Annotated in this window: 20 protein-coding genes; 4 read left to right on the plus strand and 16 right to left on the minus strand. The window is 69.5% G+C overall.

Annotated elements, in window-relative coordinates; all coding sequences use genetic code 11:
* Positions 1–41 precede the first annotated feature (41 nt).
* Positions 42–824 (plus strand): DUF3142 domain-containing protein, encoded by a 783-nt coding sequence (locus D7V80_RS08965; RefSeq protein ID WP_120587756.1) that lies wholly within the window; start codon positions 42–44, stop codon positions 822–824.
* Positions 821–3,067, plus strand: coding sequence for a hypothetical protein (locus D7V80_RS08970; protein WP_120587757.1), 2,247 nt, complete (start codon positions 821–823; stop codon positions 3,065–3,067). Before D7V80_RS08965 ends, D7V80_RS08970 begins: the two co-directional genes overlap by 4 nt.
* 13 nt (positions 3,068–3,080) lie before the next feature.
* Here the strand turns inward: D7V80_RS08970 and D7V80_RS08975 are convergent, their stop codons facing one another.
* From D7V80_RS08975 to D7V80_RS08985, 3 genes are all read right to left on the minus strand, one after another.
* Positions 3,081–4,325 carry a hypothetical protein gene (locus tag D7V80_RS08975; RefSeq protein ID WP_120587758.1) on the minus strand — a complete coding sequence of 415 codons (1,245 nt, stop codon included), beginning with the start codon at positions 4,323–4,325 and terminating at the stop codon, positions 3,081–3,083.
* A gap of 24 nt (positions 4,326–4,349) precedes the next feature.
* Positions 4,350–4,685, minus strand: a complete 336-nt coding sequence (locus tag D7V80_RS08980) for a hypothetical protein (RefSeq protein ID WP_120587759.1) — start codon at positions 4,683–4,685, stop codon at positions 4,350–4,352.
* A gap of 143 nt (positions 4,686–4,828) precedes the next feature.
* On the minus strand, positions 4,829–5,734 hold the full coding sequence (locus tag D7V80_RS08985) for a LysR family transcriptional regulator (RefSeq protein ID WP_120587760.1): 906 nt from the start codon (positions 5,732–5,734) through the stop codon (positions 4,829–4,831).
* Between the two features lie 94 nt (positions 5,735–5,828).
* On the opposite strand from D7V80_RS08985, the gene D7V80_RS08990 reads away from it, so the two are divergent.
* Together D7V80_RS08990 and D7V80_RS08995 are read left to right on the plus strand one after the other, a co-directional pair.
* Positions 5,829–6,944 (plus strand): aldo/keto reductase, encoded by a 1,116-nt coding sequence (locus D7V80_RS08990; protein ID WP_120587761.1) that lies wholly within the window; start codon positions 5,829–5,831, stop codon positions 6,942–6,944.
* Between the two features lie 694 nt (positions 6,945–7,638).
* Complete coding sequence (locus tag D7V80_RS08995; protein WP_158616578.1) at positions 7,639–10,242, plus strand: carboxypeptidase regulatory-like domain-containing protein; 2,604 nt, start codon at positions 7,639–7,641, stop codon at positions 10,240–10,242.
* 5 nt (positions 10,243–10,247) lie between these two features.
* Here D7V80_RS08995 and D7V80_RS09000 read toward each other — a convergent pair whose 3' ends face one another.
* From D7V80_RS09000 to D7V80_RS09060, 13 genes are all read right to left on the minus strand, one after another.
* Positions 10,248–10,946: a S8 family serine peptidase gene (locus tag D7V80_RS09000; RefSeq protein ID WP_120587763.1), complete on the minus strand. Its 699-nt coding sequence runs from the start codon at positions 10,944–10,946 to the stop codon at positions 10,248–10,250.
* Positions 10,943–11,218 carry a hypothetical protein gene (locus D7V80_RS09005; protein ID WP_120587764.1) on the minus strand — a complete coding sequence of 92 codons (276 nt, stop codon included), beginning with the start codon at positions 11,216–11,218 and terminating at the stop codon, positions 10,943–10,945. The genes D7V80_RS09000 and D7V80_RS09005 overlap by 4 nt, the downstream gene beginning before the upstream one ends.
* A 25-nt stretch (positions 11,219–11,243) precedes the next feature.
* On the minus strand, positions 11,244–13,028 hold the full coding sequence (locus D7V80_RS09010; protein ID WP_158616579.1) for an ABC transporter ATP-binding protein: 1,785 nt from the start codon (positions 13,026–13,028) through the stop codon (positions 11,244–11,246).
* Between the two features lie 17 nt (positions 13,029–13,045).
* Positions 13,046–16,030 (minus strand): DUF1611 domain-containing protein, encoded by a 2,985-nt coding sequence (locus tag D7V80_RS09015; protein WP_120587766.1) that lies wholly within the window; start codon positions 16,028–16,030, stop codon positions 13,046–13,048.
* Between the two features lie 57 nt (positions 16,031–16,087).
* Positions 16,088–16,306 carry a hypothetical protein gene (locus D7V80_RS09020; RefSeq protein WP_120587767.1) on the minus strand — a complete coding sequence of 73 codons (219 nt, stop codon included), beginning with the start codon at positions 16,304–16,306 and terminating at the stop codon, positions 16,088–16,090.
* Between the two features lie 53 nt (positions 16,307–16,359).
* Positions 16,360–16,581, minus strand: a complete 222-nt coding sequence (locus tag D7V80_RS09025) for a hypothetical protein (RefSeq protein WP_120587768.1) — start codon at positions 16,579–16,581, stop codon at positions 16,360–16,362.
* Positions 16,582–16,742: 161 nt separating this feature from the next.
* Positions 16,743–17,537, minus strand: a complete 795-nt coding sequence (locus tag D7V80_RS09030; protein ID WP_147447026.1) for a hypothetical protein — start codon at positions 17,535–17,537, stop codon at positions 16,743–16,745.
* 86 nt (positions 17,538–17,623) lie between these two features.
* Positions 17,624–18,148 carry a hypothetical protein gene (locus D7V80_RS09035; RefSeq protein WP_147447027.1) on the minus strand — a complete coding sequence of 175 codons (525 nt, stop codon included), beginning with the start codon at positions 18,146–18,148 and terminating at the stop codon, positions 17,624–17,626.
* Positions 18,145–19,059: a class I SAM-dependent methyltransferase gene (locus D7V80_RS09040; RefSeq protein ID WP_120587771.1), complete on the minus strand. Its 915-nt coding sequence runs from the start codon at positions 19,057–19,059 to the stop codon at positions 18,145–18,147. Before D7V80_RS09040 ends, D7V80_RS09035 begins: the two co-directional genes overlap by 4 nt.
* 65 nt (positions 19,060–19,124) lie before the next feature.
* Positions 19,125–20,501: a hypothetical protein gene (locus D7V80_RS09045; protein WP_233585222.1), complete on the minus strand. Its 1,377-nt coding sequence runs from the start codon at positions 20,499–20,501 to the stop codon at positions 19,125–19,127.
* 183 nt (positions 20,502–20,684) lie between these two features.
* A complete protein-coding gene (locus D7V80_RS09050) occupies positions 20,685–21,452 on the minus strand; it encodes a hypothetical protein (RefSeq protein ID WP_120587773.1) in 768 nt (255 codons plus the stop codon).
* Positions 21,453–21,486: 34 nt separating this feature from the next.
* Positions 21,487–22,611 carry an ABC transporter permease gene (locus D7V80_RS09055; protein ID WP_120587774.1) on the minus strand — a complete coding sequence of 375 codons (1,125 nt, stop codon included), beginning with the start codon at positions 22,609–22,611 and terminating at the stop codon, positions 21,487–21,489.
* A gap of 2 nt (positions 22,612–22,613) precedes the next feature.
* Positions 22,614–23,786: ABC transporter permease (locus D7V80_RS09060; RefSeq protein WP_147447028.1), on the minus strand; the 1,173-nt coding region annotated here is incomplete at its 5' end.

Raw genomic sequence — 23,786 nt, forward strand, 5'->3', positions numbered from 1 at the left:
GCCGGCCGGGCAGGGTGCCCGGCCGTGGCTCCTTGGCCGCGATGCTCCCCGACTCTCCCATTCCGCATGCGGCACCCGGCCCACGGCGCGGCCTGCGGGCCACCGCCGTCCTCACGCTGCTGTGCCTGCCGTTGTCGGTGTCCACGCCGGTGTCGCCGCCGCCCCGCCTGGTCCTCTGGGCCTGGGAGCGGCCGGAGGACCTGCGCTTCCTGGAGGGCCGGGCGGTGGACGTCGCCTTCCTGCTCGCGACGCTCGACCTCACGGACGAGGACGTCCACGTGCTGCCCCGCAGGCAGCCGCTCCGGGTTCCTTCGGGCACGGCGTTGAAGGCCACCGTGCGGTTGCAGATGCTCCCGGGGAGTTCGCTCGCGCGCTTCGGCCCGGAGCGCCTGGAGTCGTTGGTTGGGAGTCTGGAGGCGCTCGTGCGCCGCCGCCCTGACGTGACGGCGCTGCAACTGGACTTCGATGCCCGTGCATCGGAATACGACGCCTACGTCGACCTGCTCCAGCGGCTGCGCGCGCGCCTGCCTCCGGGGATGCCGCTGTCCATCACGGGGCTCGCGTCGTGGTGTGTGACCGGCAGCTGGATTGCGCGCGCGCCCGTGGACGAAGTGGTGCCGCAGCTCTTCCGCATGGGCCCGGACGCGCCGGCCTGGCGTGCCCGGTTCGCGCGCGGCTTGCCCCGTCCGTGCTCGGGCAGCATGGGCCTGGCCATGGACGAGTGGCAGCCCGTGCCTCCTGGCGTTTCGACCCTCTATCTCTTCAACCCCCGGCCGTGGACGCCTGATGCGTTCGCTCGCGCCGTGGCGGAGACCCGACCATGAAGAACGCAAGAACAGTCCTGGGGCTCGTGGGCCTCGCGGTCCTGCTGCCTCCTGTCATCGCCGACGCCTGTGGACCTGACTCCGGGCCCGAGCCCCGCTTCTACGTCGTGGACAATCCCGACCAGCCCTTCAGCCACTACGCCGCCGGGCGCCTGGGCATCCTCCGCCGCACCTTCGATCCGCCGTACCTCGCCTTCGCCTTTCGCTCGATGATGGGCATCCCCACCACGGCGGATGAGCAGAAGCACCTGGTGGCGGGGTGGATGGACGCGGAGTCCCGCTATGGGCCCGACCCGAGCTGGGCCCGCGATCAATGGACCGCCGTCCGGCAGGAGGTCGCAGCCTTCAAGGACCTGCCGCAGGTGGACGTCAACCAGCTGGTGTACGCCTCCAACGACGCCTACATCCACGGCGATGCCTTCCTGCATGCCGCGGCCACGGCCCGCGCGCTCGCGAAGGAATGGAAGCAGCGCCCGGCCCTGCTGAAGGAGTGGGGTGGCAACCAGGACAACGTCTTCAGCAAGGGCTGCACCCTGGCCGACCCGGCGTCGGGCATCGAGGAGTCGCTGACGCCGCGGGAGAAGGCGCGCAGGCAGGCCGAGCGCGATTACCAGGCCGCGTCCATGCACCTGTACTGCGGGAAGTTCACGGAGGCGGCGGAGGCCTTCCAGAACATCGCCAGTGCCGCGGACTCTCCCTACCGGGTCCTCGCCGCGTATCTCGTGGCGCGCACCCGCGTTCGCGAGGCGCTGTTCTCCCAGCCGGACGACTACTACGAGGCGCGCAAGCTGGACGAGGACTCGCTCGCGCGCTTCACCCGGGCGGAGGAGGCCATCCAGAAGGTGCTCGCGGATCCGAAGCTGCGCGAGGTGCACGGCCCCGCGCGCCGCCTGCTGTCCCTCGTGCGGTTGCGCCTGTCGCGGGACACCTGGCGGTGCGAGCTGTTCTCGCGGGTGCTGGAGAAGGGGACGGGCTCCGGGCTGGAGTCGGAGCTGGCCGGCCTCTCACTGGGGGTCGACGCGGAGGGCAACGCCGTCACCTGCCCGGGGCTGAAGCCTCGCGCGGCGGAGCTCTTCGAGTGGCTCCGGCTCATGTCCGCCTCTCCCTTCGAGGAGACGGACGCTCCAGCCGCGCCATGGCCCGCGAAGGCCTACGCAACCGCCGTGGCCCGCTGGAAGAAGTCCGGGCATCAGCCCTGGCTCGTGCTCGCGCTGCTATCAGCCCGCGCGGACGCGCCGGAGGTGCCCCAGTTGCTCACGGACGCGGCAGCGGTGCCGGTGGAGTCCCCCGCGGGCATGACGCTCGCGTGGCGCTCCGTGCAACTGCTGCGGGAGCGGGGACAGCTGGCGGAGGCCCGGGCGCGGCTGGACGCCATTCCCCTGGAGTTGGTGCGCGACCAGCCCTCCACGGATAACGCCCTGCGCGAGGAGCGCATGCATCTGGCGCACGGCTGGGACGAGGCCCTGCGCAACGCGGCCCAGTTCCTGGTGGAGGAATTCGTCACGGCCCCCCAGCAGGACGGCCGTGCACCGATGGGACTCAGCGCCGCGCGGGCCACCTTCCTGGAGTCCCATGTCCCCACGCGCCGGCTGCGCGAATGGGCCGCGCTTCCCACGCTGACCCCCGAGCTGCGCCGGCAGCTGTCGTGGGCGGTGTTCGCCCGCGCCGCGGTGGTGGGGGATGACGCCATGCTCAAGGCCCAGGCGACCACGCTCGCGGAGACGGAGCCCAAGGCGCGCGCGGAGCTGCTGGCCATCGTGGGGCGGCCCACGGCGGAGGAGCGTCAGTTCGACGCGCGGCTGCTGATCATGGGGCTGCCGGTCGTCTCCGCGAGGTTGGAGCCCGCCAGGGACCGTCTGGCCAACGTCTCCCCGAAGCTGGACCTGACCGAGGACCTGAGCTGGTACCGCAATGGCTGGTGCGTGCCGGGGCCGAAGGACCTGGAGGATCCGCTGAAGACGCCGCTCCCGTTCGCGAGCCCGGAGGAGCGGGCGGACGCCGCCGCGGAGTGGAAGGCCATCAACGAGGCGGGCTCCTCCGTGGCCTTCTTCTCCCGCGTGGCGCTGGACTGGGCGAAGGCGCACCCGCAGGACCCGCGCTCGCCCATCGCGCTGTTCCGAGCGGTCCGCTCCAGCAAGCGCGGCTGCGGCCAGAACACCCCGGAGGCGAAGAAGGCCTTCGCGTACCTCCACAAGCACTACGGCAAGACGGAGTGGGCGCGCAAAACGCCCTACGTGTACTGACGCGAGCGGCCTACTACTTGGGCTTCACGATGCGGAAGATCTTCCGCCGGAAGATCTTGTCGCGCGCCTCGTCGGTCAGGCGCGTGGACTTCACCTGCAGGTAGATGGAGGGATGGTCCGAGTAGTACTTGCCCTCGGACTTCAGGTGCCGGGAGCCGCTGGCGCCCATCAGGCCGTACATGCCGGGACCGGACAGCTCCAGGTGCTCCGTGTCCGCCTGGTAGTAGCCCATGTAGTGGGCGTTGCCCGCCGAGTTCGAATACTGCTGCTGGAAGAGCGGGATGGCCTCGCTGCTCTTGTGGGCCAGCATGTACGTGGGCTGCGTCTCCGGCCGGCCGTCGAAGAAGACGCCCCGGCTTCCCTGGGCCGTCTCCTGGAGGTCCATGTTGAAGTCCCCCACCATCACCTGGATGCCCTCGGACTTGCAGAAGGCCTGCAAGGCATTGCGCTCCACCTGCCGCTCGTGCGGATTGGAGCCCGTCAGCGACGCGCGCAGGTGCACCCCGGCCACCGTCACCGAATAGCCATACCGGTTCCCGAGCGTCACCTTGAGGATGTACTCGTCCTTGGACTTCAGCTTCGTCTGGATGGACGCCGTCTTGCGCGTGAGCGTGGTCGCCTCCAGGTAGAAGCCGTCCTCCTTCACGTTGTCCAGCTGTCCGTCGATGTCCTCGCGCAGGTAGAGGGCAATCTCGTTGACGTGCTTGATGCCCTTCACCGTCGCGTCGTCAATCAGGTGCTTGCGCACGTAGGACATGCCCAGGCCGGAGACGTCGATGCGGTCCGGGAAGGGCGAGCCCGTGGGGTTCTCCGACAGGAAGATGAAGACGGGGTAGTGCTTGTAGCCGCGCAGGTTCCGCTCGATGCGGCTCTTGCGCCGGTCGCTCCAATGGGACGTGTCCGCCGCCTGGGGGCCGTTGCTCTCCAGCCAGGACTGGAGGTTGTCGTCATAGTCGGCGTCGCGGACGTGCATGTTGCGGATGAGGTCGCACTCCTGCTGCACGATGTCCGCGAGCTTCGCGGCGATGTCCGGCCCCTGCAGGAACGCGCTGGCGCCCATGCTGGGGACGAGCGGGTTCGCGAGGTTCGCCCCGTCCACCCGCGCCCCCGTGTCATCCCACGTCGCGCTCAGCCCCTTCACGCCCTTGGTCGTGTTGGCCTTGTAGAACTTCTTCGCCGCGTCGAAGGGGATGAACAGGATGGAGATGCGGGGAAGGGTCGCGGTGTCGATACCCTCGTCGAATTCGCGCTTCGGCATGGCGTCCCTGGGTGTGCGAGCGGGCTACTTCCAGGAGCAGCCCTTGATCTTCTTGCAGAACGCTTCGTTGGTGGCCTTCTCGCACGCGATGGCCACGCCGCCGCACATATTGGACCCAAACATGTAGGCACATCCAGGTTGGCTGCTGCAGTACATCTGGGAGAAGACGCCACAGAAGTTCGCCTTGCCCGTGCAGCGGCCGGCGCCCTGGGACGCACTGGCGTCCTTCTCCGGCGTGGCGGCCGTGCCCGCGTCCCTGCCTTCGACCCCGGCATCCGCCGCGTGAGCGGGAGCGCCCAGCAGGACCGCCGCCATCGTGAGCGCCATGAAGAGACCGACACGCTGTCCGTGCTGCGCCATGTTCCTGTCCTTGAGAAGGGGACTCCGCGACGTACAGCATGCCCGCCTGCTCGAGTGGGAGTCGAGCGGCCACGGCCTTGGGCATACGGCTCCTTCGAGGCGGGCAGCGTAGCCTGTCGCGGCGCGAGCCGCCGTCACCCGGCTCAGCGGCGGGGGAGCTGCTCTCGCGCCATTTCGATGAAGGCCCGCAGCGGACGCGAGGCCCTCGCCCGGTGGGGGTAGTACAGGAAGAGGCCGGGGACGCTCGGGGCCCAGTCCTCCAGCACGGGCAGCAGCACGCCGTCGCGCAGCCAGGCCGTCGCCTGGATCTCCGCGATGTAGGTGAGCCCCAGGCCCTGGCGGGCCATGTTCAGGATCATCGCGGAGCTGTCCGACGTGAGTGGCCCCTTCACCGGCACGGTGAGCTCCTTCGTCCCCTGTTCGAACTCCCAGTGGTAGGGCAGCCCCGTCGAGGGCGAGCGGTATCCCAGGCAGGTGTGGTGGCCCAGGTCCCGGGGATGCCGGGGCGTCCCGTGCCTTTCGAAATACGCGGGCGTGCCCACGACGACGAAGCGGAAGGCCGGCGTCAGGCGCACCTGGACCATGTCGCGCTGCACCGCCTCCGTGAGCCGGATGCCAGCGTCGTAGCCCTCCTTCACGATGTCCACGAACCCGTCCTGCACGGACACGTGCACCTGCACCTGCGGGTAGGCCGCGACGAAGCGCGGCAGCACCGGCTCCACCACGGGTGACACGGAGAACGCGGGCACCGACAGGCGCAGCGAGCCCGTCACCTCCGGGGTGCCTCCGGCGGCCAGGTGTTCGAGCGCCGCCAGCGCGGACTGCAGGCCCGGGCCGGCTTCGTCCAGCAGCCGCTGTCCCGCCTCGGTGAGGGACACGCTGCGCGTGGTGCGGGCGAGCAGCGCCTGCCCCAGCTTCTCCTCCAACTGGCGCACCGCCTGGCTCACCGCGGACGAGGACACGCCCAGCTCCTTCGCGGCCTGGCTGAAGCTGCGCCGGCGGGCGACGGTGACGAACACGGTCAGGGCGTTGAGGGGTGTCAGGGCCATTTCGAAGAAAGTCTAAACAGTCCGTGCAACTTCCGCGTCTTCATCCGGCGGCTTCCGGGAGGCACCTTGTGCGCATCCAACACGGGGGCATTCCATGACGACGAACGCACGCATCGATTCGCTGGCGCAGTACCACCTGTTGGGCCGCAGCGGCCTGCGGGTGAGCCCGCTGTGCCTGGGCGCCATGACCTTTGGCACTGAATGGGGCTGGGGCAGCCCCAAGGACACCGCCCACCGCATCCTCGCCCGCTACCTTGAGGCGGGTGGCAACTTCGTGGACACCGCGGATGGCTACACGGGCGGGTCCAGTGAAGCCATCATCGGGGACTACTTCGCCCAGGCCGGCGGCCGTGACCGCGCGGTCATCGCGACGAAGTTCACCATCAACACCCAACCCGGGGACCCGAACGCGGGCGGCAACGGCCGCAAGAACATCCGCAGCGCGCTGGAGGGTTCGCTGCGGCGGCTGAAGACGGACTACGTGGACCTGTACTGGCTGCATGCGTGGGATGGCATGACGCCGGTGGAGGAGGTGATGCGCACGCTCGACGCGCTCGTGCGCGAGGGCAAGGTCCGCTACATCGGCCTGTCGGACGTGCCGGCCTGGTACTTCGCTCGCGCGCAGACGCTGGCGGAGCAGGAGGGCTGGGAGCGCGTCGCCGCGTTGCAGCTGGAGTACTCGCTGGTGGAGCGCAACATCGAGCGCGAGCACATCCCCGCGGCGCTGGCGCTGGGCGCGTCCATCACGCCCTGGAGCCCGCTGGCGTCGGGGCTCCTGTCCGGCAAGTACACCCGCGAGGGCACGCAGGCGAAGGGCGAGGGACGGCTGCCGTCCATCCAGGGCGGAGGCAACCCGGGCTTCGAGAAGCTCTTCACCGAGCGCAACTGGGCCATCGTGGACGTGCTGCGCGAGGTGGCGACGGAGCTGGACCGGTCGCCCGCGCAGGTGGCGCTCGCGTGGGTGACGCGCCGGCCCGGCGTGGCGTCCACCCTCATCGGCGCGACGCGGATGGAGCAGCTGGAGGCGAACCTGCATGCGCTCGACGTGCGGATTCCTGACGAGCTCGCCGCGAAGCTGGAGGCCGTGAGCCGCCCGGAGCTCGTCCACCCGTACCACTTCTTCGAGGATGCCTTCTTCACCGGAGGCATGTTCACGGGCGGCACGACGGTCCGCGCCGAGCCCACGTGGTTCCGGCCGGCGCCCCGGTAGCCTCAGTTCCTCAACGTGGGCGAGGCCACCAGCCACGTGCGGAACTTGCGGCGCTCGATGCCGCTGGGGGGAGGGGCTGCGTCCGTGGGTAGCGTGTCAGCCATGGAGAAAGTGTGGCACGCGGCCACGGGCCGACCCAACGACCTGGCAAGCCCTGTGCTGCACCTGTCACCCAGAGCGCGGAAAGCATTCGGGACACGACCTTGCTGCACGCCGTCAGCGCGCGGCTTGAACCGCTTCCATGTGAGCCGGGAGGCGGATGTCGGGGCGGACTGGCACCCCTCCCGCGCTCATCCACGTAATACTTCCGCTGCCATCCCTGACCCGGAAATTCGCCCACCTCTCTCAACCAGGTGAAGAAGGCGGCGGCCTCCAGGTACTCTTCGGACCGCTCGCGCTGCGCGTTCCTGAATCCGTGGATGTACGCGTCCAACCGCTCGATGCGAAGCCCGTCGAGCGTGCTATCCGTCTCCCGACCGAGGCCAATGAAGAAGCACCAATGATTCGGTGCCTCCAGGCTGAGCTTGTAGAGATGCTTCAGGAGCATGGCGTCATCGTGTGTCACCTCGCGGCTCCCTTTCCAGGGGGAACCCCACCGTCCAGATGGCTTCGGGGGCAAGGCGGGACGCGCGCGGCGCTTCGGGGGATACTGCCTGCGGGAATCCCCCCGGAGGCGGGGACGAGGACGGCGGTCATGCGCAGGTGGCTCATCGGTGGGGTGGTGCTCCTGGTCGCGTGCGGCCTCGTGCTGTTCCTGGCCCTGCGCTCTGGAGGACCGGCCGCGCCGGAGGGCAACGCGGAAGCCACACTGACGCGGAAGCGTCCCACGAACCTCGCGTCCACACCGGCACGCTCCGGCCCCGTGGAAGGACTCCCGACATCGCAGTCCCCGAGTGACGCGGATGGCCTCCTGGACGTGGAGGTGCTCGCGGATGGGAAGCCTTCACTCGGAACCACCGTGCGGCTCTACGCACCGGGCGCGCGGGCGTCCGCATGGACGCTGACGGGCTCCGGCCTCACGGATCCAGCGGGACACGTCCGTCTCGCCTCGGGGCCTGGCCGCTATCTGGTGGCGGTGCGCGCTCCGGGCCGGGCCCCACTGCTGCGCGAGGTGGTCCGCCCTCTGGGTGAGTCGCGCACGGCGCTGAGCATCTCCCTGGAGCCCGCGCAATCGCTCACCGGCCGCACGGTGGTGCGTGGCTCGAATGAACCGCTGCCGCTCGTGGAGGTCGTCCTCACCGCGCATGCTCGCGAGCTGGAGGTCTGGCAGCGCGCGGACGCTCCTGATGACGAGCGCGTCTATGCCACGAGCGACGAGCGGGGGAACTTCCGCATCGACGGCCTTGCCCCGGGCACCTACCTGCTGGAGGCGCGGCCCCCTGGCTACGCGCGCGTGGTGCTGAACCGCCTGCGCATTCCCACGGACGGCCCGCTGACGCTGGCGTTCCGACTGGCGAGCGTCATCGAGGGCTTCGTCGTGGACTCGAAGGGCCTGCCAGCCGCGGACGCCGAGGTGCGGGTGGGCGGCAATCCCTCCCAGGCGGTGACGACGGGCGCGCAGGGTGGCTTCTCCGTGGAGGTGGAGCCCGGCTCCCACCTGCTGTCCGCGCGGCGAGGCGAGGAGTCCGGCGCGCTCGACCTGCCGGTGCTCTGCGTCGCCGGCAGCACCGTGCGCGACGTGCGCATCCAACTGGGACCGGGCGCGGTGCTGGAGGGCCGTGTGCTGGAGAAGTCCGAGGGCGCTCCACTCGCCGGAGCGCGTGTCGACGTCAGCCTCTCCGGCGCGGACGCAGACCCCGCTGTCGCCATGTCGGACGCCGAGGGGCACTTCGTCGTGCGAGGGCTTGCTCCCGGCAGCTACGACGCGAAGGTCACGGCCCCGGGCTTCTCGCCCGCCACCCGCTGGGGCCTGACGGTCAACCAGGGTGAAAGCTTCCCCGTGGAGTTCAAGCTCTCACGCGACGGCGCGGTGGAGGGGCAGGTGCGTGACCGGAGCGGCGCGCCGGTGGCCGCGGCCCGGGTCTCGGGCGTCAGCATCGGGCGCAATGAAACGGATGCGAGCTCCATCGACGCCCGCACCGACACGGACGGCCGCTACCGGCTCGAGGGGCTCGCCACGGGCCTCACGTCCCTCTCCGCACGCCATGAGGGGGCGACGACGGGCGTCCGCCAGATCGTCACCGTGGAGGCGAGCCGCACGGTCCAGGCGGACTTCACGTTGGAGGGCACGGGCACCGTGGAGGGCCGGGTGCGCGCGGGCCGGGGGGCGCTTCCGGACGCGATGATGGAGGTGACGGCCCTGGCGGATGACGTGCCGCAAGACATGACTCCAGGCCTGGGCCATGTCGTCGTGACCGCGGGAGGTACCTTCCGCATGGTGCTTCCTTCGGGCGACTACACGCTCCTGCTCACGGCGCGCGGCCGTTTCGACCCGGGCCAACAGCAGAAGGTACGGGTGGAAGCGGGAAGGACGGTCCAGGTCGAGTTCACCTGGGAGGAGAAGCACGACGCGAACGAATACCGGGGCGTCGTCCTGGAACCGGATGGCTCGCCTTCTCCCCGCGCTGTCATCACCCTCACGACGCCGGAGGCACAGGGCATCCCCCTGTCCATGACGCCCACGGATGACGAGGGCCGCTTCGCCATTCCCCTCACCCGCGTGGGAGGCTCCGCCGCGCGTCGCGTGCTGCTGTCCGCGCGCAACGGCGGACGCTCGAGCGAGCCTGTGTCCGTGACGGCCGACCGGGACGTGGTCGTGCGGCTGCGGCCCTCGGCCTTCCTCCGTGGCCGCGTGGTGCGCAAGGGCGAACCCGTCCGGGGCTTCACCCTGGTGCTCCAACTCCAGAAGGGCTTCCTTCCCAAAGGCACGGGGCCCTTCGAGTTCTCCGGCGACCGCTTCGAGCTGCGCGACGTTCCGCCCGAGCCCGTGAAGCTGATGGCTCGCACGGTGGATGGCTCCGTCGGCGAGGCCCTGGCGTCTCCCGGCACGGGCGCGGTGCTCGAAGTGGAGATTCATACGTCGGCGCCTGCCTCCGTGCGAGGCCGCGTGTTGAGCGCAACCACGAAGGCGCCCGTCTCCAACGCGTTCATCTTCATTGAGGGTGAGCAGACCGCCCTGGCGCAGCCCTCCAATGAGGAAGGCCGCTTCTTCATCAGTGGCGTGCGCGCGGGTGAGCGCGTCCTCGTCATCCAGGGCGGTCCGACCCAGGGACGGCTGCGCCGGACGTTGAAGTTGAAGGAAGGCGATGAGCTGGACCTGGGTGACGTCAACCTGGAGGTGACGCAGCCCACGCCGTGAGGCGCTCAGCCCTGCCTGCGCCGCCAGCCTGGCGGAGCTCCCTCGCGCAGCACCTCGGCCACCGCCACCGCGCAGGCGAAGCTCGTCGTCATGGGCACCTGCATCCAGTGGCCACCCATGTAGAGCTTCACCTCCCGCTCCTTCACGACGTGGTCCACCTTCACGTCCGCGCCCACGCGCTCCATGAGGGCGGGGTCGCCCACGGACACCACCGACTCCAGCTGCGCGGGCAGGGTGGGCATGCCGCCCGCGGAGGAGGCGATGATGGCGCCCCGGGCCGCCGCGCGGTCCGTGAGCTCCCGCATGGGCGCCTCCAGCGCGTGGTGGAACGTGCCCAGGCTCAGGTTGAGCACGTCCACGCCCACCTCATCGAGCATCCACCCCATCGCCTCCACGAGGCACAGCGAGTGTCCGCGGCTGTTCCGGTCGAGGACGCGGGCGACGTAGACCTCCACGTCCGGCCAGGGACGGACCTGGTCGTAGAGGATGCTCAGGACGGCCGTGCCGTGCCCGTGCGTGTCCTCCAGGTCCAGCGCGCCCGTGCCGTCCCGCCACGCCTCCAGCTCCTCCCGTTCGTAGGCGCGCGCCTCCAGCACCTGCGCTTCCAGGTCGAGCGAGAAGGACGCCGCCCCGGCGAGGTGCATCGCGTGCTCGCGCAGGAAGGCCACCTCCACGCCGCTGTCGATGATGCCCACCTTCTTCACGGCGAGGCGCCTCCCGGCCGCGAAGGGCTCCAGAGCTTCAGCTGCCGGACCACATAGGTGCCCAGCGACACGGTCTCCGTGCGGGGCGGGACGGCGTCCGGAACGGACACGGTCAGGTGCACGAGCGAGCCCGCGAGCGCCATCCCCGCGCCCAGCGCCAGGACGAGCAGCAACGCGAGCGTGCCAATGCGCCGCACGATGAAGAGACCGGCGTGGTCCGGGTCCTCCAGAATCGGCAGCGGTGCGGTGGGGCGTGGGAGTTCGTGCGCCATGACCAGAACCTTTCCGTCCGCCGCGTCAGGCGGCGTCCGCCTCGCCCATGCCCGCACGGAACAGCCGCTGATACGGAGCGCAGCGCGCGAGCAGCTCCGCGTGCGGTCCCTGGCCCACCAGCCGGCCTCCCGCGAGCATCCACACCTCGTCGGCCAGGGGCGCGTTGGCCAGCCGGTGCGTGATGAACAGCACCGTCTGTCCGCGCTCCCGGGCCCGCGCGAGCAGCGCCCGCACGATGGCGGACTCCGTCTCCACGTCGAGCTGCGAGGTGGCTTCGTCCAGCAGCAACACCGGCGCGTCGCGGAGCACCGCCCGGGCCAGCGCCAGCCGCTGCCGCTGTCCGCCGGAGAGGCTCGCGCCCGCCTCGGCCACCGGCGTGTCGAGGCCCTGCGGCAGCGCGTCGAGGACGGGCTCCAGCGCGCACAGCCGCACGGCCTGCCGCAGGTCCTCCTCGCTCACTGCGGGCAGCCCCAGGGTGAGGTTGTCGCGCACGGTGCCGTGGTACAGCTCCACGTCCTGCCACACCACCGCGAGCTGCCGGCGCAGGTCGGACAGCTCCAGTGTCCGCGCGTCCTGCCCGTCGAACAGCACGCGCCCCCGGGCCGGCTCCTCCAGCCGCGTCAGCATCCTCGCGAGCGTCGTCTTCCCGGAGCCGCTGGAGCCGACGATGGTCACCACCGAGCCGGGCCGGATGCGCGCGCTCACCTCGCGCAGCACGTCCTGCCCGGGCAGGTAGCCGAAGGACACGTCCTCCAGCTCCACCTCGCCAGAGAGCCGCTGGGTCACCGGAGCCGGCGGCGTCAGCGAGCGCGCAGGGTCCTGCTCCGGCGTCTCGTGCAGGTACTCGAAGAAGCGGCGCAGGTGGACCCCGCGCTGCTGCAGGCCGGTGACGAAGCCAATGACCTCGATGACCGGCCCGCGCAGGTACGCGGCATAGGCCACGAAGGCCACGAAGCCGCCCAGCGTCAGCTTCCCCTGGAGGATGAGCCGCCAGCCCAGCCAGGTGAACAGCGCCGTCTGCGCGGCCTCCACCGAGCGCTCGAACAGCCGCAGCAGCCCCTCCACCCCGTGGGCCTTGAGGTGCGCCCGCAGCACGGACTGCATGAGCCCCGCGGCGCGCTGGTAGACGAACGGCTCCAGCGCCAGCACCTTCGTCGTGCGGCTCTGCCGCAGCGTCTCCACCTGGAGCGCCTGGATGGCCCCGTGGACGCCCGTCACCTCCTGCCACGCGAGCCCCATGGCGCGGCCGATGACGAGCGGCACCGCCACCACCAGGGGCAGCGTGGCCACGGCCGCGAGCGCCAGCTCCCAGTGGAACGACGCCAGGGTGAAGGGGATGACGATCAGGAAGGTGAGCTGTGAGAAGACCAGCCGGATCAATCCCAGCACCAGCGCCATGCCCGCCTTCGCGTCGTCGAAGCGGCTGGTGAGCTCCCCCACCTGACGGCGGGAGAAGAAGCGGTCCGGCAGGTGCTGCAGGTGGTTGAAGAGGTAGAGCGCGGCGGAGCTCTCCAGCTTCACCGTGAGGTACGACGAGTAGTAGCCGAACAGCGACTCCGCGAGCGCCGCCGCCACCGACGCGGCGAGGATGCTCAGCACCAGCACGTGCAACAGCCCCAGGTCCTGCGGGGATGACACGTGGTCGAACAACAGCCGCGTGAGGAAGGGCGGGATGAGCAGGAGCCCGGCGATGATCGGGCCCAGCAGCGCGCTCCTGACGAGCGAGCCCCACGCGGGACGCAAGAGCCGCAGCAGCGCGGCGAGATAGCGCGCCGACTGCCGCAGCCCGGGAGCCTCTTCTGACTGCATCTCGCCGCCCGCTTCCATCACAGGTGCGTGAGCACGCTCCGCGCCAGCGCGTCCACTTCCTCCGGGATGGCGTGGACGCGCAGGCCGGTGTGCTGCTCCATCTTCCGGCGCGCCTCTTCCAGGACCTCATCCCGGACGCCCAGGAACCACGTCTCCGTCCAGCGGCTGCCCAGGAGCTTGCGCCCGCCCATCATCGCCAGGCCCACCACCGTGCAGGGCACGTGGTGCTCGCGGGCCAGCGACTCCACGTACTCGCGCGTCGCGATGACGTCCTCGGGCTTCGTGTCCACCGCCACGGTCAGCACCACCAGGCGCGGCAGGAACGTCTCGTAGATGAGCGTGGAGGCGTTGGCCCGGCGGTCCAGGCCCTGCGGCACATAGAGCAGGCCGTTCTGCCCGCCGGTGATGACCAGGTCGCAGTCCTTCGCCAGCTCCGCCATGAGCCGCCGCTCGAACGCCAGCCGCTGCGGGGGCTCCACGCGCAGCACGCGCGAGTAGCCCGTGTCCGAGCCCAGCAGGATGCCCGTGGGCTCCGTGGCGTGGTGGCGCACGCGCACGTGCTTCGCCAGCGCCTCGCGCAGGTAGACCTGCGTGGTGAACTTGCCCTGCACCGTGTCCGTGCCGAAGACGCCCAGCAGGTTGCGCGGGCCGTAGTCCGCCAGGGCCGGCTTCGCGAGCGCGTCCTGCTCCGGCACCGCCACGCGGAAGAACAGGCCAGGGTCCGGCTCCAGCCCGTCGAAGAGGTCGTAATAGAGGATGTCGTCGTACAGCGACACCACCGGCAGCCGCCTGCGCGTGGCCACCTCCAGCAGCGCGCGGACGTGCGGGACCTCGGACTCGAAGTTGAGCGAGCAGGTGAAGACCACCGCATCGAAGTCATGGCTCGCGATGGCCGCCGGGTCGTTCACCACGGGCACGGACAGCTCACCCGCCTGGATGTACGTGCCCGCGTCGCTGAGCGTCACCGCGTCGTCGAAGACGACGCACGCGGGGGCCGGGCTCCGGTCGCGGAAGCGCAGGAGCGCGTAGCCTTCCTTGTTGTACTTGAAGACGGCGGTCCGCTTGCCCGCGAGCACCTCCATCACCTGCGCGCGCGTGTACATGTGGCGGCTGCGCAGCGTGGGGTTCATCTTCAAGGGCAGCCGCTGGTCGCCCTCCCAGATTTCACCCAGCTTCTGGTACAGCACCTCCGGGTCGTACTTGGGATAGGTGCGGGTGTCCGGTGCGATGAGCAGCGGCACGCCGTAGTCCGGCATCTGGAAGACGTGCTCGCGCTCGGAGCCCTCCACGCGCAGCGCGTAGCGGCCCTGCGGGTGCAACAGGAAGTATTGGAACGCGACGCGCAGGCCCGCGACCTCCAGCACCTCCGCGTCCAGCGTCAGCTCCCGGCGCGCCCCGGTGTTCACGCCCTCCAGCGACAGCCGGCGCAAGAGGAACGGCGGCTGCTCCTGCTCACCGGCCTTGCTCACCTGGATGAGCACGCACTTGAAGGGGTCCACCGGGAACGACGTGAGCAGCTCGGAGGAGAAGTCCTTCAGCCGCGACACCACGTCCGCGTAGCGCGCGAGGAACAGCGCCCGCGCCCGGTCCCGCTGCGTCGGGTCCGGAATCATGAACAGCAGGTCGCTGCCGCTGAAGACCTCGAAGCGGCGCCACGTCTCGCGCGTCTCCGCGTCCACCGGCTCCGGCAGCTGCGCCTCCACCAGCTTGATGAGCGCGTACATCCACGCGTTGCCCGGCGTCAGCCAGTGCTCGCTGTAGAAGTCGCGCCCCCACGTCGAATAGTAGAGCCGGGGCAGCGACGGCGGTTCGGGCGGCGGCGTGGCGGCCTGGATTTCAACGGGCGCGGCGGGCTGCATGATGCCCTCCAGCCAGTCGATGCCTTCATGCCACCAGTGGCCGAACAGCTCCGTGTCGAACGCGAGCACGAACGTCTGCCCGTCCTGGACGAGCGAGCGGCGCGAGTCCAACAGCTCCCAGAACTCGCGCACGTGATGCTTCACCTGGGCGCGGGCGGCCTCCACGTCGTAGAGCGCCTTCTGGCCCAGGTCGACCTTCTGGCCCGTCACCGCCTGGTACTTGAGGCCCGTCCACACGTGCCCCCGCTTGTTCGCGGGCACGGGCACGCCCAGCTCCTCGAAGTACTCAGGCCGCAGGTCGAAGCCCACGTCCCGGAAGAACTCGCGGTACACCGGGTGCGCGGGGAACGTGGACTCGGGTGACTTCCACAGGTACAGCCCGATGCGGTAGTCGTGGACCAGCACCTCCAGGTCCTCGTGGCGGAACACGCCGCTGGGGTCCTGGGCCTGGGACGCGCCAATGCCTGTCAGGCTGAGCGCGGTGCGGCGGATGCCATGGCGCGTGAGCACGCGCTCCAGCCCCGGCTGGAAGGCGCACTCGGGCAGCCAAAGGCCGTCCGGCTCGCGGCCGAAGGTGTCCTGGAAGGACTCCACGCCCCGCGCCACCAGCCGGTCCGCGACGGCGGGCTGGAAGAAGGGCAGGAAGTTGTGCTGCGGCGTGGAGGTCCACAGCTGCACGTTGGACGGCCGATTGCGCCCCAGCGACGCGAACACGTCCCGCAGGCTGTGCTGGCGCAGGAACGCGAGGCTGTCCTCCACGCGCCGCAGGTACATGCCCGCGGTGCGGTGCACCCGCGCGAGCGACTCGTCCGACAGGGATTGGGGGTACTTCTCGTAGCGGTTGTAGAGGTCCAACCGCGACGTGCGCTCCAGCTCGCGCGTGGCGATGCGCTTCAGCAGCTGGAGGTAACCCGTGTAGCGCTCCTCGCAGGCGACGAGCTGCTCGAAGAGGCACGGGGTGAAGGACATCACCAGCGTGCCGGCGAAGCGCTGGGCGTCCCAGCGCTCCAACATCCGGAACAGCGGAATGTATGTCTCCGTCAGCGCTTCGAAGAGCCAGTTCTCCGGCTCATCGAAGAGGGGCCCCTCGCCCAACACCTGCGGCATGTGGGTGTTGAGGATCAGGGTGAGGCGCGTGTTCATGAGGGGACCGCGAGACGGGGGGAAGCGGGGGGAGGCACTGCGGACCGCGGGGCCAGGCTAGGCGCCGCCGCCGCAGTCCTCGGAGGGAGACGTCGCGCCGTCCTCGGAACACAGCCGGTGGGCCGAGTTGAAGAGGTCCTGCCAGACCGTTCCCGGCCCCGATGCGACGAGCGTGTACGTGGTGCTGGAGAAGTTCGACGTGGCGAAGCCCTGGACGTCCGGGCCTCCGTTGACCTGCTCCAGCAACTCCGAGACATCCTTGCGCGTGAATCGCATCGGGACCTCCGTGTGGCGGGTGGAACGGCGGAAGGGAAGGCGCGGGCCGCGGGCTAGTAGCAGCCGATCTGGGACGCGTCCTCGAACACGGTCTGGCCGCCGTCCTCGCACAGCTTGCGATTCGGGTTGTAGATGTCCTGGAGGATGTTGCCGCCCGCCGACGGGGTGATGTTGTACGTGTTGCCGCCGATGGTGGACGTCCAGAAGCCCACCACGTCGGGGTTGCCCTGCACGGTGCTCAGCAGCTCGGAGATGTTCTTACGCGTGTACCGCATGGTGAGGACTCCAGGTGATGAGGGGAGATCAGCGGAGCCCTGAATCCTAGGAAGGGACGGAGGGACGGGCAAGGCAGGCCAGGGCAGGGTCCCCGGAAGTGTCAGGAAAGACGCGCCATTTCCTGTTTCACGGTGTCACGGGAACCCCGGCATCCCCCGGCTCAGTTGCTGACGAGCGCCAGGGCCAGGGCGTCCTGGTTGCGGCCCCGGAGGGTCGCGATCTGCTTGTAGAGGATCCGGGTCGTCCAGCAGGCCTCTTCATCGGCGAGCGTGTTCATCCGCTGGAGGTTGTTGGCCAGCCGCTGTGTGTCCTGATTGCCGACACGGATGCTGATCTCGACGAAGGCCTGTGCCACGTCGCTCGTCATGGCCTGCCGGGACAGGGGAGACTGCCGCAGCTCCGCGGCCAGGGCACTGGCCGCGATGACGCTGATGCGCCCGAGTGTCTCGTCATCCATGAGGCTGAAGATCCGGTTCAGTCCAGCATCCGTGACGTTGCCACGGCCGAACGCGGCGCAGTCCTTCTCGTCGGCCAGGTCCACGATCAGGGAGAGGGCTTCTGCCCGCTGTATCAGGACCCGGTCGGAGAGCCGGCGCAGTCCGGCCTGCGCCAGCTGAATGGACTGCTGTTGCCGCTCCTGGCGATTCATGGTGGGAGTGACCTCGAACCACTGCCGGATTTCGGGGTGGTCCTTCGTGGCCAGGGCCCATTGCCGCAGGTAGCGATCCAGGCCGCCGCTGGACTCGTTCGCGATGAGCGTCTCCACCATGCTGTCGTAGTCCACGGGCCGCCGTTGTTGGTACGCGCGCCAGCCCATGGACGAGCTCAACGCCGCCACGGTGACGAGCGCCACCGAGACGTTCTTCCCCAGTTTCAACACGCGGCCCAGGAGTCCCACGACACCTCCCGCCACGGCGCCGATCAATGCACTGCCCAGCACGCTGGACCAATCCATCCATTCCCCCTCTGCCATCAGGCGAGGATGTGAATGTAATGGATTGGAGGGGCCGCCGGTAACGTACGCCCCGTGAGGGTGGGTCCCTACCCGTTGCGGACGAGGGGGAGCCGGGGCCGCATGCCGGCGTTCAGCCAGGGTTCGAGCGCGAGCTGGACGCCGCACGCCGCGACGGTGACGAGCGCGGCGGTGAAGCCCGGCGCCTTCCACGCGCCGACGACGGCCGCCATGGCGATGACCCAGGGGCGGATCAGCGTGAACGGCCCCAGGACCACCACGCTCGCCAGGGTCCGCACATCGGCCTCCGCGGCGGCCCAGACGCCCATGCCCATCAGCGTCAGGGTCGCGTACGGCAGGAGCACCCAGAGGATCGCCTGCGCGCAGACGAGCAATTGGGGGAACAGGCCCGGTGAGAACAGGCAGGCCCCGGCGATGCCAGCACCCACCAGCGCGGTCGTGAAGAGTCCCCGCCCCATCCCCCGGCGGACGGCGGCCCGGTTGTAGTCGGCCTTGAAGATGCGGGCATCCCGTCCCGAGGCCACCCGGAAGCCGCAGAACGCGGCGTCGGTGACGGAGAGCAGCGCGAGCAGCACCGGAAGGCCAGCGTTCATGAAGTGGGCCCCAGCCGGGAGCGCAGCGGGCCCAGGTGGCGCTGGAGCGGTTCCCACAGCTCCGCGCGTGTTCCCAGCGTGGCGGTCATGGGCCGGAGCATGGCGCCGAGGAGGTTGCGCGCCCCGTCCAGGGACGCGCAGGTGAACCCCGTGGCGGACCGGGCCGCCGACAGCAGCGTCTGCGTGGGATGGGCGCGCTGAGCGGAGACCACGCCGTCGTGGCGCGCGAGCGGCTCCCGCATGCGGGCCTGGTGGAACATCCACGAACCCCAGGGCGCGAGCACCGAGTGCTGGATGTCGTAGTGGACGAAGGCGTGCCCCTGCCACTGGCCGGCGAAGAACGCGTTCAGGTCGGCCCCGCGAAAGTGATGCAGGACGCCCGTGGAGATGTAGATGTGGCCGGGCTGTTCCAGCTGGAACGCGTTCGCCACCCGGAGCTCGCATGAGAGGGATTCCTCTTCCGCGAGCCGCCGGGCGTTTTCAATCAGCGTCACGTTCATGTCGCAGCCAATGATTTCAACGTCGCGTCCCAGCCGCCCATGCGCCGCGAGCGAGCGGACGGCGTATCCGAGCCCGCAGCCGACATCGACGATGCGCAGCGGAAGCTTCACGCCGGAGTCGCGCAGCGCCTGCAACAGGGGCAGCAGCACGCAGCGGAGGCGGTCCGCCTGCAGGAACTCCTCGCTCAGCCGCTGCAGCTCGATGTGGGAGCGCAGCAGGGCCAGGCTGCAGGCCTCGAAGTCGAGCGTGTCATGGGACGCGGGCAGCCGCTGCACGAGCCGCGCGGCGGAGCGCTGTCCGTTCGCCATGAGCCTCGCCACCACGGCGGAGCGAGACACCGGCCGGGGCTGGAGCGTCGCGACGTCGTAGTCGACGATGAGGTCTGAGATTTCCAGCAGGTCGGAGGGCATTCCAGCGAGTGCGCCGGAGTGTACCTCAACGCCGGGGCGGCTCAGCGCCCCGGCGTCGTCCCTGCCTACTCCCTCGCTTCGGTCAGCCCGGGCGGGCAGCTGAAGGTGGCCGGCACGGACCACAGCTGGCCCTCGTCGGCGCCGTTGAGGGCGGTGAAGAAGATGCGATTGGACACGCGGGTGAACGAATCCGGGAAGTAGATGTCCGCCAGCCGGCCCTGCGTCGCCACGGAGCCCCGGGTGAAGTAGGGGAAGACGGGCCCGAGGGGGTCCGGCGCGCTGCCGAACAGGACCTGACCCGTGCCGGTGGCGAACAACGGGTAGCGGTACCCGTACTCCACATTGGGATTGTCGAAGAGCAGGCGGGTCCCCGCGGCGGTCCCATTCGTCGCCCACAGCGATACGTCCCTGGGCACGGGGGCATCGCTTCCGATGCTCACGAAGAAGTAGATGTCGCTGCCGGAGACCACGGACGACCGCACGGCGGGATACGCGTACTCGTCGGATGCGTAGGGATTGGGCAGGGTGGTGATTCCCGTCTTGCCGCCGCCGCTCAGCGAGAGCCGGTCGATGCGCAGCCGCTTCGTCACCGGGTTGTCCACGGACGTCAGATAGACATACGCGCCCAGCGTCCCGAGCAGGTGCACGCGCCTGCCGAAGGACTCCAGTCGCACGGTCCCCGCGGCGGTGCCATTCGTCTTCCACACCTCGGAGTTGGGGCCGTCCTCCAGGATGAACAATGGCGGCTCACCCGGGCTGCTCACCCCCGAGAGGTAGGTGTTCCCCGCGTCCAGCCGCTTGACGGAGGTCGTCCCGGCCTGCGTTCCGTCGGTGCGCCACAGCGTGGTGCCCGTGTCCTCGGAGAAGATGAAGAGCAACGCGTTGCCAGCCTTCAACGTGTAGTAGCCCAGGTTCGTGAGTCCGCCGAAGTCCTTCACCCGCAGCGTGCCGGCCGCCGTGCCATCGGACCGCCACAGCTCCGGCCGGGCTCCGCCTCCTGGCAGCGACACCCAGCGGAAGAACACCAGGCGGCCATTGAGCTCCGTGGCGTTGGTCAGGTTGGAGTCCGCCGCTCCGGGAGTGATGTCCTTGACCAGCTGGGTCCCGCCCGCCGTTCCGTCACTGATCCAGAGCTCATTGCCGGTGGTGTCGGTGCGGGTCTGGAAGAAGAGCTTGTTGCCCACCGCGACCAGGCTCTGGGGCTGATAGACGCCGGGGGGCCCCGGAAACGCCTTCAGCGGGACGGTTCCCACCTCCGTGCCGTCGCTGCGCCACAGGAGCGAACCGGTGTCGAAGGCGGAGGTGACGAAGTAGAGCGTCCCCTGGACGTTCGTGAGCTCCCCCATGAAGCCCGAGGAGCCCGGGGGCGTGAGCGTCGCCACCCGGGCCGCCACCCCAGGGGGACATGCCTGGGCGGTCACCTCACGGGATTCGTTCTCCACCGCCTCCTGCAATCCCCCACAGCCCACCCCTGCCAGACTGAACCACAGCAGGGCACACCAATTCCTTGCATGCATCTCCACGCCTCCCGGTCCAAGAAGCGCGGAGGGTGGGGTGCAAGCCTTTGCCTTCCAAGGGGCACCCCAAGGCGGTGGGAGTGTCGCGAGACCGGGGCGGGGCGCCCCTTATTCGCCGGGCTGGCCGATGAGGTACGTGATGGCCATTCCCCGCGCGCGGTGGACGCCCATGTGCCAGGTGTACCCATTCGCGTCGAGCCCCGCCGTCAGCTTCTCCAGGTCCTCTGGCGCGTAGGTCCGCAGCGACGACACCACGCCATCCCAGAGGACGAGCAGGGGGATGATGGGCACCAGGTAGGTGAACAGCCACCGCCACCAGCGCCTGGGGCGGATGAGCGGGGTGAAGCCCCACACCAGAGGGATGACGAGCAGCAACTGGAAGAAGATGTAGACCAGCGAGCGCTGCGTGAGCTCGAAGGCGGCGAAGGGGACCCGGCGCGCGACGGCGTCCTCGAGGAGGGCGCGGGCCTGCTTCGGGCGGAGGTGGTGCAACGCCTCGAAGAGGGTCCGCACGCCCGTCAGCTCCTCCGGGACGCGCGTGGCGTCCACCGGCGTGTCCCGGTAGTGCGCGCCCGGAGGCAGCTCCAGTCCTGGCGTGGGATGGAGGTCGGTGAGCAGCACCTCGGCCTCGGCGTTCTGCTTCTGTATCACCGGAAGCAGGGTGCGCCACGGACCGCCGGTGCCGGAGCAGAGGTCGACGATCCGGTTCGTGCCGGCCATGCGCAGCAGCTCCGCCAGCTGCGTCGCCATGCCGTCATAGGGGCGCGTCTTGTCGAGCACGACGTGCAGGTAGTCGACCTCGCCCCTGCGCAACGGCGCGGGCAGCCAGGACTGGTCGAGGAACTCGAAGAGGTGGAGGCGGGGCAGAAATGGCATCGCGGGACAGGATAGAGCCTCCGCGCGCCCGGCCCTACTTGCTCACCGCGATGGACTTCCGGAACAGCGCCAGGCTGTAGACGAAGAACCCCACGCCCACCGCGCTCACCATCAGGAACTGGCGCCAGACGGCCCACAGCCCTCCGCCGCGGTAGATGATGACCTGCGAGAAGCTGACGAAGTGCCGGGCAGGCAGCAGGTACGTGACGTATTGCAGCCACTTCGGCTGGCTCTCCACGGGCGTGCTGCCGCCCGAAAGCAGCATCAGCACCAGGACCACCAGGATGATGAGCAGCGCGAACTGCGCCATCGAGCGGGAGATGGTCCCCAGGAAGATGCCGAGCGCCGTGGCGAAGAACAGGTAGAGCACGACGCCCACGAACCACAGCACCACCGAGCCGGCGAACGGCACCTTCAGCACCAGGTGCACGACCAGGAACAGCGAAGCCCCGGTCGCGACAAGAATCACCAGGCTGTTGGCCCAGACCTTCGCCATGGCGATCTCGAACGAGGTCAGCGGCATCACGAGCAGGTGCTCCAGCGTCCCGTGCTCGCGCTCGCGGATGACCGCCGCGCCCGTGAGGACGACCGTCAGCAGGGTGATTTGATTGATGATGGCCACCACGCTCTTGAACCAGGACGACACCCCGTTGGGGTTGAAGAGCTTGCGGACGACGAGGTTGACGGGCTTGGGCCCCGTCTGCTCCGTGCGCTTGAGGAAGGAGGAGATGCGGTCGTTGAGGATGTTCTTGATGTAGCCGGAGCCGATGCCCGCCTGCTGCATGGCGGTCGCGTCGATGTTCAGCTGGACGTCCGGATTGCGCCCCGCGCGCAGGTCGTGCTCGAAGCGCGGCGGAATCACCACGACGAACATGAACCGGCCCCGGTCCATGTCCGGCTGGATGTCATCCGCGATGATGACCTCCGGCGACTTGAAGCGGGGCGGATAGAAGGCGTTGAGCAGCTCCTTGGACAACGCGGAGCCGTCCTCGTCGACGAAGGCAATCGAGGCGTTGTTGACCTCGCTGGAGGTCCCCGTGGCCTGGACGTAGATGGCCAGGGTGAACGCATAGACGACGAACACGACCAGCACCGCGTCGCTGAGCAGGCTGCGGATCTCCTTGAGCCCGAGCCACAGGATGTTCAGCAGCGAGTTCACTGCTACTTCTCCTGCTTTCTCAGGCCGAGGACGCTGATGGCCAGAAGGAGGGGAACGCACACGGCCAGGAAGGCGACGTCCCGCAGGATGAGGCCCGCGCCCAGCCCCTTGGTGAAGGCGCCCAGGCTGGCGTGCATGTAATAGGTGGCCGGCCAGATGGAGCCGACGACCTTGGCCCCACCCTGGAGCGTGGAGACCGGCTGCAGCAGGCCGGAGAACTGGATGGTCGGCACGATGGTCAGGATGGCCGTGACGAAGACGGCCGCCACCTGGCTGCCGGTGAAGGTGGACGTCACCATCCCAATGCCTGTCGTCGCCGTGACGTAGAACAGGGCGCAGACCACCAGCGTCAGGAAGCTGCCCTTGATGGGGACGCCGAAGACGACCACCGCCAGCACGGTCAGGATGAAGAAGTTGGCCATGCCGATGGCCACGTAGGGCAGCTGCTTCCCGAGCAGGTACTCCAGCCTTCCTGTGGGCGTGACATAGAAGTTGATGATGGACCCCAGCTCCTTCTCACGCACGATGCTGACCGTCATGAGGATGGCCGGGATGAGCAGCAACAGCAGCGCCGGGACGCTCGGCACGATGGAGTAGATGCTCTTGAAGGTGGGGTTGTAGAGGTAGCGCTCTTCGATGTTGGCCGTGTATTCCTGCGCGCTGGCGGAGTGGAAGCCGCTCGCGGGATCCCGGAGCATCCGGTTGTGGACCCCCTGGACGTATTGCTCGACGGTGTCGCCACGGAAGGTCATGGCGCCGTCCACCTGCGCCAGCACCTCGGGGCCGGAGCCCCGGCGGAGGTCCAGGCCGAAGCGGGGCGGAATCTCCATCACCACCGAGACGTCGTCTGACTGGAGCCTGCGGAGCGCCTCGTCCGCGGACAGGGCTGGCGGGGTCGGGGCGAAGTAGGGCTTCGCCGCGCTGAACTGTTCCAGGTACGCGCGGCTCTCGGGCGACTGGTCCAGGTCCAGCGCGGCATAGCGGATGTTCTCGACGTCGGTCGTGATGCCGAAGCCGAAGACGAGCATCAACACCGCCGAACCGATGAAGGCGAACGCCAGCCGGACCTTGTCGCGGAGGATCTGACTGGTCTCGTTGGCGGCATACGCGAGCAGCCGGCCCAGCCGCAGCCGGAGCCCGGCCCGGTCCTCCCGTGGCGCGGCCGGGGGCTGGGG

Source organism: Corallococcus sp. CA054B (assembly GCF_003611625.1).
Classification (GTDB): Bacteria; Myxococcota; Myxococcia; order Myxococcales; family Myxococcaceae; genus Corallococcus; species Corallococcus coralloides.